The organism is Pseudomonas hamedanensis, assembly GCF_014268595.2.
GTDB lineage: Bacteria > Pseudomonadota > Gammaproteobacteria > Pseudomonadales > Pseudomonadaceae > Aquipseudomonas > Aquipseudomonas hamedanensis.
In genome coordinates, this window is record NZ_CP077091.1 from 623,745 (window position 1) to 639,330 (window position 15,586).

The window sequence follows — 15,586 nt, forward strand, 5'->3', positions numbered from 1 at the left end:
GTTTTGCTGAACATGGCGTTAGGGTTTCAACTCGTTTTTAGAGGGCTTCAAGTGATTTGACCGGATCCCCCCTGGGGGGATAGGATGCCAGCGTAATCCATTGACGCCTGGGGCTCAAGTCATGAGTGAGCACGACCACGAACACAGCCACGCCCATCCCCACACCCACCAAAGCCACGAGGCGATCATCAAGCGCCTCAAGCGAGCGGATGGCCATTTGCGCGGCATCATCACCATGATCGAAGAGGGTCGCGAGTGCGTAGACATCGCCCAGCAACTGCATGCCGTTGAGAAAGCGATCTGCCAAGCCAAGCGCACGCTTATCCAGGACCACATTGATCACTGCCTCGAAGACACCGTTTCGGCGCTAGGCAATGGCGAGCGCGCACCGCTGGAAGCATTCAAACAAATCACCAAGTACCTCTAGGTCCGACATGCCCGATTTCGCTCAACTGCTGCAACAAGGCGGGGCTAACGCCTGGCTGTATTTCCCCAGCGCTATCTTGCTGGGTGCTTTGCATGGCCTGGAACCGGGACATTCGAAAACCATGATGGCGGCGTTCATCGTGGCCATCCGTGGCTCGGTCAAACAGGCTATTTTGTTGGGGCTGGCCGCGACACTGTCGCACACTGCGGTGGTCTGGTTGGTCGCCATTGGCGGCATGTACCTGGGCCAAGGGCTGGATGCGCAAACCACCGAGCCTTACTTCCAGCTCGCGTCTGCCGCCTTGATCATCATGATTGCACTGTGGATGCTGTGGCGGACCTGGCGCGGTGAGCAGATGTTCAAGTTCGAGCAGGGTGATCACCACCACGGTGAGCATGATCATGGTCATCACGAAGAGACTCACCGGATCGATACAGGCCACGGCCGTGTTGAACTGTCGATCTTCGAAGAAGGCATGCCACCGCACTGGCGCATGAAAACGTTGAGCGGGCACGCCTGGGCAGCCTCGGATGTGCACGTAATCACGACGCGGCCGGACGGTAGCAGTCAATCGTTCGCTTTTGTCGAGCGAGAGGGTTTTCTACAGTCGACGCTCGATATTCCGGAGCCGCATGAGTTCAGCGCTCGGTTGAGTCTTGGACATGCCGGGCATTCCCATGATTACGACCTGACGTTCCAGGAGCATGATCACGGGCATGCACATTCCGAACTGGAAGGTCTGGAGCTGTCGAGTGATGGCTATCAGGATGCGCACGAGCGTGCTCATGCCAACGATATCCGTAAACGGTTTACCAACCGCGAAGTCACCACAGGCCAGATCGTCATGTTCGGGCTGACGGGCGGCCTGATTCCTTGTCCGGCGGCCATCACCGTTCTGTTGCTGTGTCTGCAGGTCAAAGAGGTCGCGCTCGGCGGCATGCTCGTCTTGTGTTTCAGCATCGGCCTGGCGCTTACTTTGGTCACTGTCGGCGCTGCCGCCGCCATTGGTGCCAAACAGGCTTCCAGTCGCTGGCCTTGGCTGGGCACCATGGCGCGCCGCGCTCCGTACCTGTCCAGCGTGCTGATTATTGGCGTTGGGCTGTATGTCGGCTTTCATGGCTGGGTCGGCCTGAATGCATAGCCAGGATTTCAGAACCAACGACTACCACTGCCACTAAACGGCAAAAGCCCAGCGTCAGGCTGGGCTTTTGTGCGAGCGGGTCCCTTTAGTCTTAAGGGATCCAGTGCAGTGTTCCGACGGGTCGGATGCCCGACGGAGGTTCTTTAATCTGCGCGTCAAAGCTAGCGCAGCAGATGCACTGCCAAACCGGCAAGCGCGCAGGCAAACAGCACTTGAATGACGCCGCGCTTGAAGCGGAACAAAGCTATCGCCGCTGCAATGGCAATCAGTGCAGAGGGCCAGTCGAGGTTACCGCTAAAGCCTGTCGGCCAAAGCACGTGATAGCCGAAGAAGCACGCCAGATTGAGAATCACCCCAACGACAGCGGCTGTGATCGCGGTAAGCGGTGCGGTGAACTTGAGTTCATTGTGAGTTGACTCCACCAGCGGGCCGCCTGCCAGGATGAACAGAAACGAAGGCAAGAAGGTGAACCACGTCACGAGGGCCGCAGCCACAGCGCCCGCAAGAAATACGTGATCGGCGCCGAACACTTGCAAGACATACGCACCGACGAAACCAACGAAAGCCACCACCATGATCAGCGGCCCGGGCGTGGTTTCACCCAGTGCAAGCCCGTCGATCATCTGCGTAGGAGTGAGCCAGCCATAGTGACCGACGGCGCCTTGGTAGACATAGGGCAGCACGGCGTAAGCCCCGCCGAAAGTCAGCAGTGCCGCCTTGGTGAAGAACCAGCTCATCTGGGTCAAGGTGCCTTCCCAGCCAAAGAGTGCGGTCAGAACGCCCATCGGCAACGCCCACAACACAGCGCCGATCACGGCCAGTGATGCCAGTCTCAACCCGCTGAAGCGGGCATGTTCCGGGGTGGGGGTGTCGTCATCGATCAAAGCGGGGCCGAAGGATTTTTTGGAGGCGCCATGGCCCCCGGCCGTGAATTTTTCAGGCGCCAGCCGCCCGCCGACATAGCCAATCAGCGCGGCCCCCAAAACAATCAGAGGGAACGGGACATTGAAGGCAAATATCGCCGTAAATGAGGCCGCCGCTATCGCCCACAGCCAATTGTTTTTTAGTGCCCGAGAGCCGATCCTGTGCGCGGCCTGCACAACAATGGCCGTTACGGCAGGCTTGATGCCATAAAACAGCCCGGCCACCACAGGCACGTCGCCGAACGCGATGTACATCCACGAAAGCGCGATCAAGATGAACAAGGATGGCAGCACAAACAGCGCTCCGGCGATCACGCCTCCCCAAGTTCGATGCATCAGCCAACCAATGTAAGTCGCCAGCTGCTGAGCCTCAGGTCCGGGCAACAGCATGCAGTAATTCAGCGCATGCAAAAATCGGCGCTCCGAAATCCAGCGCCGCCGCTCAACCAGCTCCTGGTGCATGATCGAGATCTGGCCCGCTGGCCCGCCAAAACTGATAAAGCCGAGCTTCAACCAGAACCAGAATGCCTCCCGCAGGCTGATCTGCTCAGGCCTCGACATATCTGCTTCCGCCGCCGGTGGCGAGACCTTATCCATTGTGTTGCTCCTCTTTCGCAAACCCGGCGAGCAGCCCGTCGAAGAGGGCGCTCGCGGCAGCCAGTAGTTGATCGTCGTCGGTAATGGTTTCTCGCAGCCCGGACAGCACCCGTTCGACACCGGCAGCTTCCAGCGGCTGAATACCCCCGACATCAAGGTAATGCACCAATGCGGCAATTCGGCTTAAGCCTGGTTGTTGAAGTGCAAAACTGGCTTGAAGGGTTTCGAAGGTGACACGGTTACCGACATGACTGAAGGCCGCATCATCGAAGTCAAAACCCAGCGCATCGACCGGACACTCCTGTGGCGTGTTCAGCCAGAGGATCCGCGCGTGGGCATCGATAAAGCGCTGAATTAACCAGGCACAGGCCAACCGGTCGACCCAAGGACGTTTACGGGTTGCCCAGATACGACCTTGATAGTCGGCGAGATCAAGTGCGGTTATTGGCTGGTCGCTGCTGTGTGGCTCATCCGGCGACAGGGCTCTACTGAGCGCCGTCTCCAGCGCCTGCAATGCCGAGTCAATCTGCTGCCTGGGCTTGCCTGGGAAGTAATCGATGCTGACCAGTTGATCGTAGGCTTTGCGCAGCTTGCGAATGTGTTTGCTGGTTGCCAGCGCATTTTCAGCATTCAGTTGTCCGCGGCATTCTTCGATCTGCGCACTGAGCTTTGCGTAGTCATCGCTGCGGTCGAATAACTTGACGAAGCGTTCACCGGCGGGGTCGACGACCGGCAGAATGTGAGCCGTGCCATTGATGGCGAGGATATCGCGCTCGACTGACGTCAGGGCTTCACGGCAGGGACCAGTGTCTGGCAATAGATACGCGCCATCTCGCAGCACCGCGGCCCCGGAAGCTTTCAATGCGCGCCAGGCTCGCATGCGTTCGGTGGCATTGGCGGTGGGTAAGCCGAGGATCAGAGCTAGCCAATTATTCATGTAGAGACAGATAAATTATTTGTAGTGCGAATTACATTACATTGTGGTTCGTCGATTGGGAAGGTCGCGCCTCGAAACAGATTTTGAACTTTGCGTTACACGCCATTTCCATTGTTTGAAGTGACAACCTCCCAGCTCCGCCCCCCGAAGCTGACGACTACACCTGAATCAAGGAATGACCGTGGCTGCTTCCACCCATAAAACCGCTCTGCGCCGGGCAATCACCTTCCCGATGCTGTTTCTGTTTATTCTTGGCGATGTTCTGGGCGCGGGCGTGTACGCACTTGCCGGAACGATTGCCGGGGAGGTGGGAGGCGCCATATGGGTGCCGCTGCTGATTGCACTTGTTTTCGCCATGTTGACGGCGGGCTCCTACGCAGAGCTGGTGACCAAATATCCCCACGCCGGCGCTGCTTCGGTCTTCGCTGAAAAGGCTTTCAGGTCACCGCTCATTTCTTTCCTCGTCGGTTTTTGCATGCTGTCTGCTGCGGTCACCAGTGCGGCGGGTTTATCGCTTGCGTTTGCCGGTGATTACCTCAACGCCTTCGTTGACGTATCGCCGCAGATCGCAGCGCTGGTTTTCCTTTTGGCTATTGGCCTGCTCAACGCGCGAGGCATCAAGGAGTCGCTCGGGGCGAACCTGGTGATGACCGTGATTGAACTGTCAGGGTTGATTCTGGTTATCGTGGCCGCTGTCTGGTATTTCCGCACAGGCGAGGCGGATCTGGGACGAACACTCACGTTCAAGCCTGGCGTGAGCCCGATGCTGGCCGTGCTGGGTGCGGCTTTGCTTGCCTTCTATTCCTTCGTAGGCTTTGAAACTTCTGCAAATCTGGCAGAGGAAATCAAAGACGTTCGCAAGGTGTACCCTCGTGCCTTGTTCGCGGCTCTGCTGACCGCTGGCGTGGTTTACATGGCTGTGGGCGTGGCAGCCTCTTCGGTGTTGTCTACCGAAAAACTGGTGTCCACGTCAGCTCCTTTGCTCGAAGTTGTCCGAGCATCGACGCTCGAAATCCCGCCAGCGCTGTTCTCCTTCATTGCCCTGATAGCTGTCGCCAACGGTGCGCTGTTAACCATGATCATGGCCAGTCGATTGACTTACGGGATGGCGAACCTGGGGCTGTTGCCAGGCGGTTTGGGCGCGGTTCTGCCTAAACGAAAAACCCCATGGGCTGCAATCGTCGCAACCACCGTGGTGGCTATTGCCCTGACGCTTACAGGTACCTTGGCAACGCTGGCGCAAACCGTAGTGTTGCTGTTGCTGTTCGTTTTTCTGAGTACCAATGTGGCGGTGCTCGTCCTTCGCCGCGACAGGGTTGAGGAGGATCATTTTCGCGTTCCGACCTTTGTTCCAGTGCTCGCGATCGTGTCGTGTCTGGTGTTGCTCAGTCAGCAGGGTTGGGAGACCTGGTTGCGGGCAGGGGCGCTGATCGTCGTGGGGATGTTGCTGCACGGCTGCTCTCGTATCAGTTTGTCTGCGATTGGTAAGGCTGGCTAATGCAAGCGTTCTTGGTGGGGGATTGGTGTTGTTTGGGCGGGCGTCATCGCGAGCAGGCTCACTCCTACAGTTGGTGATATTCAAAATGAGTCCACACGTTGTCAGTCTGCGGTCGGGTGAGTAAGCTGCCCAGATGAATCAGACCTCCGCTTCCTCATCCTTTCCCGGCCCGCGTGGCCCCGTCGATCACGACATTCGTGATCAGATTGTCGCGGCGGCCAACGAGCATTTCAGCCAGTACGGCTACGCCAAAACCACGGTTTCCGACCTGGCCAAGGCCATCGGTTTTTCCAAGGCGTACATCTACAAATTCTTCGATTCCAAACAGGCGATCGGCGAAGCCATCTGCGCGAACTGTCTGGCGCAAATCGTCGCGGCGGTCGAGCAGGCGATCAACGAGGAAAACCTGACGCCCACCGAGCGTTTCCGCCGACTGGTGAAGACCGTGATCGCCACGGGTGTTGACCTGTTTTTCAACGACCGCAAGCTCTACGACATCGCGGCGTTTGCCGCCGGCGAGAATTGGCCCAGCGCTCAACGTTACGATGCCCAGATCAAGCGCTTCATTACTGAGATCCTGCGGGAAGGGCGTGAGGCTGGTGAGTTCGAGCGCAAGACGCCGCTGGACGAAACCGTTGAGTCGATCCACCTGGCGCTGCGCCCCTTCGTCAACCCGCTGCTGCTGCAACACAACCTGGACTTCATCGAGGTGGCACCGACGCTGACCTCAAATCTCATCTTGCGCAGCTTGATGCCTTGATCCTCCGCTGATCCGGATCCCGGATCAGCCGTCCCCCGCCATTTTCTGTTCTCGACGCACCCGCACCGTGGAAGCATTCGACTGCACGTAATGTGACTGTTGACTGAGATGGTCACTCGGATAACATGAGCCGCTGCAGTGCTCGATGTTCCCTTTCAGAGACACCCATAGAGTCCACACAATGAAAAAAACAATGCTCAAGCGCCCCGTTGGGCTGGCTGTCGTGCTTGCTTCGTCGAATGTCCTGGCGGGCGGTTTTGCACTCAATGAGCAAAGCGTCAGCGGGATGGGATCAGGTTTTGCCGGTCGGTCTTCTTCGGCCGAAGACGCCAGTACCGTTTTCGGCAACCCGGCGGGCATGGCACGGCTTAAAACAGAGCAGGTGAGCGTGGGGCAGGCCACGCTGTTCGCGAAGTCCGACATCAGCCACACCCGCAGTACGTTCGGCGGGAAAGAAGACGGTGACATGGTGCCGACGACCACCGTACCGATGGGCTATTACGTCAAACCCATCGATGAGCATTGGGCCTTCGGTGTCGGCTTTTATGTGCCGTTTGGTTTGATCACTGACTACGGCAGCGGTTTCGCCGGCCGTTACTACGCCAATAAAAGCGAAGTCACCACGCTGACGTTCCAGCCGACCATCAGCTATGCCTTCAACGATAAAGTGTCGATCGGCTTCGGCCCGACCATCAACCGCATCAGCGGTGAGCTGTCGGGGATGGTCGCCAATCCGCTGAGTCCGGGGCGCAATGACGGCAAAGTCAAAAGTACCGGGGACGACACTGCGCTGGGCTTTAACGCCGGGATCATGCTGCAGGCCACCGAGCAGACGCGTTTGGGCCTGACCTATCACTCCAAGGTCAGTTACCACCTCGATGCGAAAACCAAACTCACCGATGGCATCTTCAACGTGCTGGGCGTCAGTGGCCGCAGCTATGATGCATCGCTGGACGTGGACACGCCTGAGTCGGTGGACTTCTCGGTCACCCATCAACTGAACAACGACTGGACGCTGTATGCCGGCAGTACCTGGACGCGCTGGAGTCGCTTCAAAGAGCTGACGATTGAAAACAGCGGCTTGCCGCCATTGCTCAGCGGCCAATTGGGCACGATCAGCGAAGAGCAGAACTGGCATGACACCTGGGCTCACGCCATCGGCGCGGCGTATCAATTGAACAACCAATGGGTCCTGCGTGCCGGGTTCTCGGTTGATCAATCGCCTGCCAACAACAGCAATCGTGGGCCGCGTATTCCCACCGGCGATCGCAAGGTGTTCAGCCTGGGCGCCGGCTGGACGCCTGCGCAGAACGTCACCCTCGACGTCGCGTATTCCTATCTCTGGGAGGAGAGCGTCGACATCAACCACACCTCGGCAGGTAAAGGTTCGTACAGCGCCCAATACAAAAACAGCGCCAGCGGACTCGGCACCTCTGTCAGTTACCGCTTTTGATTCAGCGTTAAAAAGCGGGCCGGGTGATTTCCGGCCCGCTCACGCTCTCCAGTCGTCGCAGCGACTTACCGCGCCGCTACAGACTGCGCCTCGTCGGGTTGCCAGCCACCCCCGAGCGACTTGAATAACGCCACCGCCGCGCGGCTCGTTTCGGTTTGCGCTTGCGCTCTGGCATCCGAGGTTTGCAGCAACGTCTGATCCGCGCGCAGTACATCAATCAAGCTGGCCGAGCCTTTCTCATAGGCGCTGAACGCTGACTGCCGAGCCTGTGTCAGCGCCACTTCACCGTTGCCAAGCGTGATGGCCTGGGCTTGCCGATTGACCTGTGCGGACAACGCGTTTTCCACGTCTTCCGTTGCGCGCAATACGGACTGGCGGTACGCGGCCAGGGCTTCGGCTTCCTGACCTTTGGCCTGATCGATCTGCGCGTTGATCCGCGCAAAATCGAAGAGCCGCCAGCGTAAGCCGAAAACACCCGCCGCCTGGCTGGCGCCATTGGAAAACAGGTTGCCGCTGGAGACGGAAGTCGCGCTGCCGACCAAGGCACCGAGCGAAAATTTCGGGTAGTACTCGGCGACGGCTGAGCCGATGCGCGCATTGGAGGCCGCCAGTCGGCGCTCGGCGACGATCAGGTCCGGCCGGCGCCGCAGTAAGTCGGCCGGCGTTCCCAGCGCTTGCAATTGCGGCGCAACCGGAATGCTTCCCGCGCCTGCCAGTTGTGTTCGATGGGTGCCGGGCGGCGTGCCGAGCAGCACATCCATTGCATTCATGGCCGCATCCACACCGGTTTGCAGCACCGGCACAGTCGCCTCGACCTGAGACAGTTCACCTTCAATCTGCCGAACCTGATAGCTCGCCGCCAGGCCCTTGCTGTAAAGCAACTGGACCTTTTCCAGCAGTGCGCGCTGGGTTTTGACTTGTTGGTTGGCAATCTCCAATCGTGTCTGTAATCCGCGAAGGGTGACGTAGATATCCGCGGTTTGCGCGGCGATCGCCAAGCGTGTGGCGGTGAATCCCGCTGCGGATGCCTGGTACTCGGCCAGGGCCGCCTCGCGCTCTCGGCGCAATCCGCCAAATACGTCCAGCTCCCAGCCGGCCTCAAGATTGGCCTCGTAGGTATTGCCGTATCGGTCGTAGCCGGGTGTTGAATTCAACACTTGGCCCAGTGGCGTTTCGACGGATTGGTAGGCGCGCGCCGCCTGTCCGCTGACAGCCGCCGAGGGCAGTAGCGCGGCATTGGCAGTGCCCAGTCCGGCGCGAGCCTGGGTGACTCGCGCCGAAGCCTGCGCCAGGTCGAGATTCTGCGCCAGGGCCTGGGTGATGAAGTGGGTCAACACCGGGTCATTGAAGCTTTCCCACCAAGCGACAAGGCTGCTCGGCGTGGCTTCAGACCCCGCCATGGACGACTGCCGCTGGAAGTAATCCGGCAGCGGGGCGGGCGGGCGCTGGTAGTCCGGGCCAACCGTGCAGCCCGCCATCAAGCCGACGCTGAGCAAAAGGGTGATGGGGCGGAGGAGGTGCATGGAGATTCCTGTGTAGGTTACGTGACTCTCAAGCGAGGGATGGAAAATTACGCTGTTGGTGACTGTTGACGATAATGGTCACAGGATTGAGAATATGATGATCATCCTATTTTAGTAAAGGAAATCCATGCGCCGGCTCCGACCTTTCCCCCTCGCGGTATGTTTATTGCCCCTGGCCCTGACGGCATGTGGGGATTCTTCCACCGCACAAGATCCGCGTACCCAGGCGCCCGTTGTCAGGTCGGCGGCCGTGCAGCTCGCCAATGAGGCTTCACGCGCCTTCACCGGTGTCGTGGCCGCGCGCGTTCAAGGCGACTTGGGTTTTCGCGTCTCGGGCAAGGTGCTTGAACGTCTGGTTGATACCGGTCAGACGGTCAAGCGCGGTCAGCCACTGATGCGTCTCGACCCGATCGACCTCGGGCTTCAGGCGCGAGCGCAGCAAGAGGCGGTCACCGCCGCTCGCGCCCGGGCCAAACAGACAGCCGATGACGAGGCGCGCAATCGTGACCTCGTTGCCGCCGGCGCGATCTCGGCATCGGCCTACGACCAGATCAAGGCCGATGCCGACACCGCCAAGGCACAACTCAGCGCCGCCGTCGCGCAAGCCGATGTGGCGCGTAACGCTTCCGGTTATGCGGTTCTGGTGGCGGACGCTGACGGCGTGGTGGTGGAAACCCTCGCTGAGCCTGGGCAAGTCGTCAGCCCGGGGCAACCGGTGGTTCGACTGGCGCGCGCGGGCCAGCGTGAAGCCATCGTCCATCTGCCGGAGACGCTACGTCCTGCGCCAGGCTCCACCGCCCAAGCAAAACTGTATGGCGACACAGCGGGGGCCGTGACCGCAAAACTGCGCCTGCTTTCCGACTCGGCCGACCGCACGACACGTACTTTCGAGGCGCGCTATGTGCTCGAAGGTAAATTGGCCAATGCACCGATTGGCTCGACGGTCACGGTTGAGATTGCGCAAGGCTCTGCACCAAAACAGGCATTGCAGGTGCCCATCGCTGCCGTCTACAACCCCGGCAAAGGCCCCGGCGTGTGGACCATCGCTGGGACCCCCGCGAAAGTCACCTGGCGCCCGGTCCAGGTGTTGGGCTTGAGCGACGATGCGGCCCGCGTCGCTGGCGAGCTCAACGTTGGCGAACACATTGTTGCGCTGGGTGCCCATCTGCTACGCGAAGGCGAGGAAGTGCGCGTGCTTACGCGTGACGACGCTGAGATGGCCGGGGGTCGTCCATGAGCGAGGGCCGGTTCAACCTCTCTGCCATCGCTGTTCGCCAACGGGCGATTACGGTGTTCCTGATTTTTCTGATTGCCGTTGCAGGTGTTTTGGCGTTCTTCAAATTGGGGCGCGCGGAGGACCCGCCGTTTACGGTCAAGCAACTGACGGTCATCACCGCGTGGCCCGGAGCGACTGCGCAGGAGATGCAGGATCAGGTCGCCGAACCCCTTGAAAAACGTCTGCAGGAACTCAAGTGGTACGACCGCTCGGAAACCTACACCCGTCCGGGACTGGCGTTCACCATGCTCTCGTTGCTCGACAGCACACCGCCTGCGCAAGTGCAGGAAGAGTTTTATCAGGCGCGTAAAAAGCTCGACGATGAAGCGATCAAGCTGCCAGCGGGTGTCATCGGGCCGATGGTCAACGATGAGTTTTCCGACGTGACGTTCGCGCTGTTCGCCTTGAAAGCCAAGGGCGAGCCGCAGCGAAGGCTGGTAAGGGATGCGGAGACGTTACGCCAGCGCCTGTTGCACGTGCCAGGGGTGAAAAAGGTCAACATCATCGGCGAGCAAGCCGAACGGATATTCGTCTCGTTTTCCCATGACCGATTGGCGACGCTGGGCTTGTCCCCGCAGGACATCTTCGCCGCATTGAATAGTCAGAACGTGCTGACGCCCGCCGGATCGGTCGAAACCAAGGGACCGGAAGTTTTTCTGCGGGTCGACGGTGCATTCGACACGTTGCAGAAAATTCGTGACACGCCGGTCGTTGCGCAAGGGCGGACACTCAAGCTCTCTGACGTGGCCACGGTCGAGCGTGGCTACGAAGACCCGGCGACCTTTCTGGTGCGCAACAACGGCGAGGAAGCGTTATTGCTCGGCGTGGTGATGCGCGAGGGCTGGAACGGTCTGGATCTGGGCAAGGCGCTGGATGCCGAGACTGCCAGGATCAATGAAGAAATGCCCCTGGGCATGACCCTGGCGAAAGTCACCGATCAGGCGGTGAATATCGACTCGGCTGTCGGCGAGTTCATGGTCAAGTTTTTTGTCGCGCTGTTGGTTGTGATGCTCGTGTGTTTCCTGAGCATGGGCTGGCGTGTCGGCGTGGTGGTCGCCGCGGCAGTGCCGTTGACGCTGGCGATCGTGTTTGTGGTGATGGCGGCCACCGGCAAGAATTTCGACCGGATTACGTTGGGCTCGCTGATTTTGGCGCTCGGGCTGCTGGTCGATGACGCCATCATCGCTATCGAAATGATGGTGGTGAAAATGGAGGAGGGCTACGACCGTATCAAGGCGTCGGCCTATGCCTGGAGCCACACGGCGGCGCCGATGCTGGCCGGCACGCTGGTGACGGCGATAGGCTTTTTGCCGAACGGTTTCGCTCAGTCAACCGCCGGCGAATACACCAGCAACATGTTCTGGATTGTCGGCATCGCGCTGATTGCTTCTTGGGTCGTCGCGGTGGCTTTCACGCCTTATCTGGGCGTGAAGCTGTTGCCAGACATCAAAAAAGTCGAAGGCGGGCATGCGGCGATCTACGACACGCCGCGCTACAACCGTTTTCGCCGGATTCTGGCGTGGGTGATTACGCGAAAATGGCTGGTGGCCGGCACGGTTGTCGCGCTGTTCGTCGTGGCGATTCCAGGCATGGGGCTGGTGAAGAAACAGTTCTTCCCGACCTCCGACCGTCCCGAAGTGATGATCGAAGTACAGATGCCTTACGGAACTTCGATCGAGCAGACCAGCGCCACTGCGGCCAAAGTCGAGGCCTGGCTGCAAAAGCAGGACGAGGCCAAGATAGTCACTGCCTATATCGGGCAGGGTGCGCCGCGTTTTTTCCTGGCGATGGCACCCGAGCTGCCGGATCCTTCGTTCGCAAAAATCGTTGTGCTGACGGAAAGCCAGGAGGCCCGTGAAACCCTCAAGTTTCGTTTGCGCGAAGCGGTGGCCGAAGGGCTTGCCCCGGAGGCGCGAGTTCGGGCCACGCAAATTGTTTTCGGCCCGTATTCACCCTTCCCGGTGGCGTATCGGGTCATGGGGCCTGATCCGGCGAAATTGCGAGACATCGCCGAGCAGGTCAGGGGCGTGATGCAGGACAGCCCGATGATGAGAACCGTCAATACCGATTGGGGACCGCTCACGCCGACGTTGCATTTCAATCTGGATCAGGACCGTTTGCAGGCGGTGGGGCTGACTTCGAATGCGGTAGCCCAGCAGTTGCAGTTCTTGCTGACTGGCGTCCCTGTCACGGCGGTTCGTGAGGATATTCGTTCAGTGCAGGTTGTTGGCCGTGCAGCGGGTAATATTCGCCTGGACCCGGCGCAGATCGAGGGCTTCACATTAGTCGGTGCGGCGGGCCAGCGAATCCCGTTATCGCAGATCGGGCAGGTCGAGGTGCGCATGGAAGATCCGATCCTGCGCCGCCGTGATCGCACGCCCACCATCACCGTGCGTGGCGACATTGCCGAAGGCTTGCAACCGCCGGACGTCTCGGGCGTGATCATCCAGCAGTTGCAGCCGATCATTGAGGCACTGCCTTCCGGTTACCGGATTGAACAGGCGGGCGCCATTGAAGAATCCGGCAAGGCGGGCAAAGCGATTTTGCCGTTGCTGCCGATCATGATCGCCATGACGCTGCTCATCATCATCGTGCAGGTGCGCTCAATCTCGGCCATGATCATGGTCTTCCTGACCTCGCCGTTGGGTTTGATTGGTGTGGTGCCGACTCTGCTGATCTTCAACCAGCCGTTTGGCATCAATGCGCTGGTCGGGTTGATTGCGCTGTCGGGGATTTTGATGCGCAACACGCTGATCCTGATCGGACAGATTCACCACAACGAGCAAGAAGGGCTGGAGCCGTTTCATGCTGTGGTCGAAGCGACCGTGCAACGGGCGCGCCCGGTGTTGTTGACTGCACTGGCGGCGATTCTGGCGTTCATCCCGCTGACGCATTCGGTGTTCTGGGGGACGTTGGCGTATACGCTGATCGGCGGGACGTTTGTTGGCACCATTATTACGCTGGTGTTTCTGCCGGCGATGTATGCGATCTGGTTCAAGATCCGTCCTCAGAGCGAAGGATCTAGTGAAACAGTAAAAACGCTTTAAACAGTGGGTTGTGGTGTCTGGGCGGGCGCCTTCGCGAGCAAGCTCGCTCCCACAGGTTTTCGGGTGAGACTCAGGTTCCGGGCAGCCCACAGAACCCCTTGTAGGAGTGAGCTTGCTCGCGAAAGCGGTGTGTCAGCCACAGGTGAATCGCCTGACCTGACGCCTTCGCGGGCAAGCCCGCTCCCACAGGGTTTCCGGTGAGACTCAAGTTCCGGGCAGCCCACAGAACCCCTTGTAGGAGTGAGCCTGCTCGCGAAAGCGGTGTGTCAGCCACAGGCGAATCGCCTGACCTGACGCCTTCGCGAGCAAGCCCGCTCCCACAGGATTTCGGGTGAGACTCAGATTCGGGGCAGCCCCACAAAGTCCCTTGTGGTGTCTGAACCACCGCGTGCGCAAACAGAAGAGCCCTGCAGATTCAAACTCTGCAGGGCTCTTTTTCTTTCAGTATCACGAATCTATACCGCGCGTTGACCCAGTGTGCGATCCGCTCCATCCGCGGCGAGCGCCTGACCCAGCGGGGTACGATCTGAACCGTCGGCAGCCAGTGCCTGCCCTTGCGGCGTGCGGTCGGAGCCGTCCTCTGCCAAGCCGTTTTCGTCGAGACGGTTGCGACCATTTTCTGCGAGGCTTTGGCCCTGTGGCGTGCGCTCTGAACCATCGGCGGCGAGGGTCTGCTGTGGTTCGCTGACTTGGGTGAAAAAGCGATCTTCCTGATTGGTCGGTACGGCAAAGGCGCTGGCGCTCAGAGCGAAAGTGGCGACGGCGATCAGTTGGCTTACAGTTTTCATGGCGGTGACTCCGGTCAAAGTTGATTGAGGTCCGGGTCGTTCAGATCAGCATCTGGTTAACCCGTTGCAGTGGTGTGTTCTGCATGGGTTCAGATTAGGGGTGAGGACGGTGGCGAGGTTAGGCCAATACTGTCCTCGATTTGCCTGATTCTGCTTGGTTGCAAGTCTGCCTTGAGCGTACCTGCTCAGCCAACTGGCCCTATACGGGCCAGGATACCTTCCATCAGCTATCAACGGTTGACGTCGAGCACGATCTTTCCGCGAGTGTGCCCGGCCCAGCTCTGTCTTACCGCATCGACAACTTCCGTAAGCGGTACCACTTGAGCTTCAAGTCTCAGCTTGCCGGTTGAGAAGAGCGCGGCGATCTCTGCCAGTTGGCTGCCATCGGAGCGGGTAGCGAAATTTTTGCCGCTGACGCCGTGTTCGCGTGCTGTTTGTGCTGCGGGTGCGCTGACGGGTGAAACCAGAACGCCCCCGCGTTTAATCACGCTCCAGGAGCGAGTCTGAGTTTCTCCGCCGACCAGATCAATGACGGCATCGACATTCGCAACGCTGTCTTCGAATTTTACCGAGGTGTAGTCAATGACCTCGTCAGCGCCGAGCGAGCGAAGATAGTCGTGATTTTTCGCAGAGCTGGTTGCGATTACGTATGCACCGGCAAGGTGGGCGAGCTGGATGGCGAAGCTGCCAACGCCACCTGCGCCGCCGTGGATAAGGACCTTTTGGCCGGTCTGGATGGCGGCGTGTTCATGCAAGGCTTGCCAGGCTGTCAGTGCCGCAGCAGGTACGCCGCCTGCCTCTTGCAACGATAACGTTGGCGGAGTGTGAGCAAGTCGATCGGGCGTTGAAAGGACTTGGGTCGCATAACCGCCGACAATGCCGATAAAGCCGAACACCTTGTCGCCCACCGCGAAGTTTGTGACGTTGTTGCCGACCGCGGCGATTGTCCCTGCGACTTCTACGCCAGGCGTGTAAGGCAGTGGAAGGGGAATGAATTGCTGCATGGCACCGGACAGGATTTTCCAGTCGATGGGATTGACCCCACTGCCGGCAACGTTGATCAACACTTGATCCTCGTTGGGTACCAAGTCTGGAAGTTCCTTGAGTTCCAACGCTTCTGCCTGGCCGTATTGCGCTACTTGGACACCTTTCATGTTCTCTCTCCGTTGAAGGTCAAGGCGCTTCACCATGAAGCGCCGTGGTGGGAAAGATGATG

At 59.4% G+C, this 15,586-nt stretch carries 12 protein-coding genes; 7 read left to right on the forward strand and 5 right to left on the reverse strand.

The window, feature by feature from the left end; genetic code table 11:
* The first annotated feature begins 121 nt into the window (after positions 1-121).
* The gene (locus tag HU739_RS02845; protein ID WP_186546469.1) at positions 122-427 is read left to right on the forward strand and encodes a metal-sensing transcriptional repressor; all 306 of its coding nucleotides are present in this window, start codon (positions 122-124) and stop codon (positions 425-427) included.
* Positions 428-434: 7 nt separating this feature from the next.
* Entirely contained in the window at positions 435-1,568 is a 1,134-nt protein-coding gene (locus HU739_RS02850; RefSeq protein WP_186546468.1) for a nickel/cobalt efflux protein RcnA, read from the forward strand.
* Between the two features lie 161 nt (positions 1,569-1,729).
* Here HU739_RS02850 and chrA read toward each other — a convergent pair whose 3' ends face one another.
* Together chrA and HU739_RS02860 are read right to left on the reverse strand one after the other, a co-directional pair.
* Positions 1,730-3,088, reverse strand: coding sequence for a chromate efflux transporter (gene chrA / locus HU739_RS02855; RefSeq protein ID WP_186546467.1), 1,359 nt, complete (start codon positions 3,086-3,088; stop codon positions 1,730-1,732).
* The gene (locus HU739_RS02860) at positions 3,081-4,025 is read right to left on the reverse strand and encodes a chromate resistance protein ChrB domain-containing protein (protein ID WP_186546466.1); all 945 of its coding nucleotides are present in this window, start codon (positions 4,023-4,025) and stop codon (positions 3,081-3,083) included. Before HU739_RS02860 ends, chrA begins: the two co-directional genes overlap by 8 nt.
* Positions 4,026-4,200: 175 nt before the next feature.
* Here HU739_RS02860 and HU739_RS02865 point away from each other — a divergent pair, with 175 nt between their 5' ends.
* The 3 genes from HU739_RS02865 (at position 4,201) to HU739_RS02875 (ending at position 7,736) form a co-directional block, all read left to right on the forward strand.
* Positions 4,201-5,523: an APC family permease gene (locus HU739_RS02865; RefSeq protein WP_186546465.1), complete on the forward strand. Its 1,323-nt coding sequence runs from the start codon at positions 4,201-4,203 to the stop codon at positions 5,521-5,523.
* Positions 5,524-5,656: 133 nt separating this feature from the next.
* Positions 5,657-6,283, forward strand: coding sequence for a TetR/AcrR family transcriptional regulator (locus HU739_RS02870; RefSeq protein WP_186546464.1), 627 nt, complete (start codon positions 5,657-5,659; stop codon positions 6,281-6,283).
* Positions 6,284-6,464: 181 nt separating this feature from the next.
* Positions 6,465-7,736: an OmpP1/FadL family transporter gene (locus HU739_RS02875; protein ID WP_186546463.1), complete on the forward strand. Its 1,272-nt coding sequence runs from the start codon at positions 6,465-6,467 to the stop codon at positions 7,734-7,736.
* 65 nt (positions 7,737-7,801) lie between these two features.
* Here HU739_RS02875 and HU739_RS02880 read toward each other — a convergent pair whose 3' ends face one another.
* Positions 7,802-9,259, reverse strand: a complete 1,458-nt coding sequence (locus HU739_RS02880) for an efflux transporter outer membrane subunit (protein WP_186546462.1) — start codon at positions 9,257-9,259, stop codon at positions 7,802-7,804.
* Between the two features lie 127 nt (positions 9,260-9,386).
* Here HU739_RS02880 and HU739_RS02885 point away from each other — a divergent pair, with 127 nt between their 5' ends.
* Positions 9,387-10,496 carry an efflux RND transporter periplasmic adaptor subunit gene (locus tag HU739_RS02885; protein ID WP_186546461.1) on the forward strand — a complete coding sequence of 370 codons (1,110 nt, stop codon included), beginning with the start codon at positions 9,387-9,389 and terminating at the stop codon, positions 10,494-10,496.
* Positions 10,493-13,582, forward strand: coding sequence for an efflux RND transporter permease subunit (locus tag HU739_RS02890; RefSeq protein WP_186546460.1), 3,090 nt, complete (start codon positions 10,493-10,495; stop codon positions 13,580-13,582). The genes HU739_RS02885 and HU739_RS02890 overlap by 4 nt, the downstream gene beginning before the upstream one ends.
* A 455-nt stretch (positions 13,583-14,037) precedes the next feature.
* On the opposite strand, the gene HU739_RS02895 is transcribed toward HU739_RS02890, so the two are convergent.
* Positions 14,038-14,370, reverse strand: coding sequence for a hypothetical protein (locus tag HU739_RS02895; RefSeq protein ID WP_186546459.1), 333 nt, complete (start codon positions 14,368-14,370; stop codon positions 14,038-14,040).
* A gap of 230 nt (positions 14,371-14,600) precedes the next feature.
* Positions 14,601-15,524: an NADP-dependent oxidoreductase gene (locus tag HU739_RS02900; protein ID WP_186546458.1), complete on the reverse strand. Its 924-nt coding sequence runs from the start codon at positions 15,522-15,524 to the stop codon at positions 14,601-14,603.
* Positions 15,525-15,586 lie beyond the last annotated feature (62 nt).

Excerpts from the sequence above, each read along its gene's own strand:
- HU739_RS02850 (WP_186546468.1), top strand. The coding sequence starts at position 435 with ATGCCCGATTTCGCTCAACTGCTGCAACAAGGCGGGGCTAACGCCTGG.
- HU739_RS02885 (WP_186546461.1), top strand. The coding sequence starts at position 9,387 with ATGCGCCGGCTCCGACCTTTCCCCCTCGCGGTATGTTTATTGCCCCTG.
- HU739_RS02875 (WP_186546463.1), top strand. The coding sequence starts at position 6,465 with ATGAAAAAAACAATGCTCAAGCGCCCCGTTGGGCTGGCTGTCGTGCTT.
- HU739_RS02865 (WP_186546465.1), top strand. The coding sequence starts at position 4,201 with ATGACCGTGGCTGCTTCCACCCATAAAACCGCTCTGCGCCGGGCAATC.
- HU739_RS02880 (WP_186546462.1), bottom strand. The coding sequence starts at position 9,259 with ATGCACCTCCTCCGCCCCATCACCCTTTTGCTCAGCGTCGGCTTGATG.
- HU739_RS02860 (WP_186546466.1), bottom strand. The coding sequence starts at position 4,025 with ATGAATAATTGGCTAGCTCTGATCCTCGGCTTACCCACCGCCAATGCC.
- HU739_RS02895 (WP_186546459.1), bottom strand. The coding sequence starts at position 14,370 with ATGAAAACTGTAAGCCAACTGATCGCCGTCGCCACTTTCGCTCTGAGC.
- HU739_RS02900 (WP_186546458.1), bottom strand. The coding sequence starts at position 15,524 with ATGAAAGGTGTCCAAGTAGCGCAATACGGCCAGGCAGAAGCGTTGGAA.
- HU739_RS02845 (WP_186546469.1), top strand. The coding sequence starts at position 122 with ATGAGTGAGCACGACCACGAACACAGCCACGCCCATCCCCACACCCAC.
- HU739_RS02870 (WP_186546464.1), top strand. The coding sequence starts at position 5,657 with ATGAATCAGACCTCCGCTTCCTCATCCTTTCCCGGCCCGCGTGGCCCC.
- HU739_RS02890 (WP_186546460.1), top strand. The coding sequence starts at position 10,493 with ATGAGCGAGGGCCGGTTCAACCTCTCTGCCATCGCTGTTCGCCAACGG.
- chrA (WP_186546467.1), bottom strand. The coding sequence starts at position 3,088 with ATGGATAAGGTCTCGCCACCGGCGGCGGAAGCAGATATGTCGAGGCCT.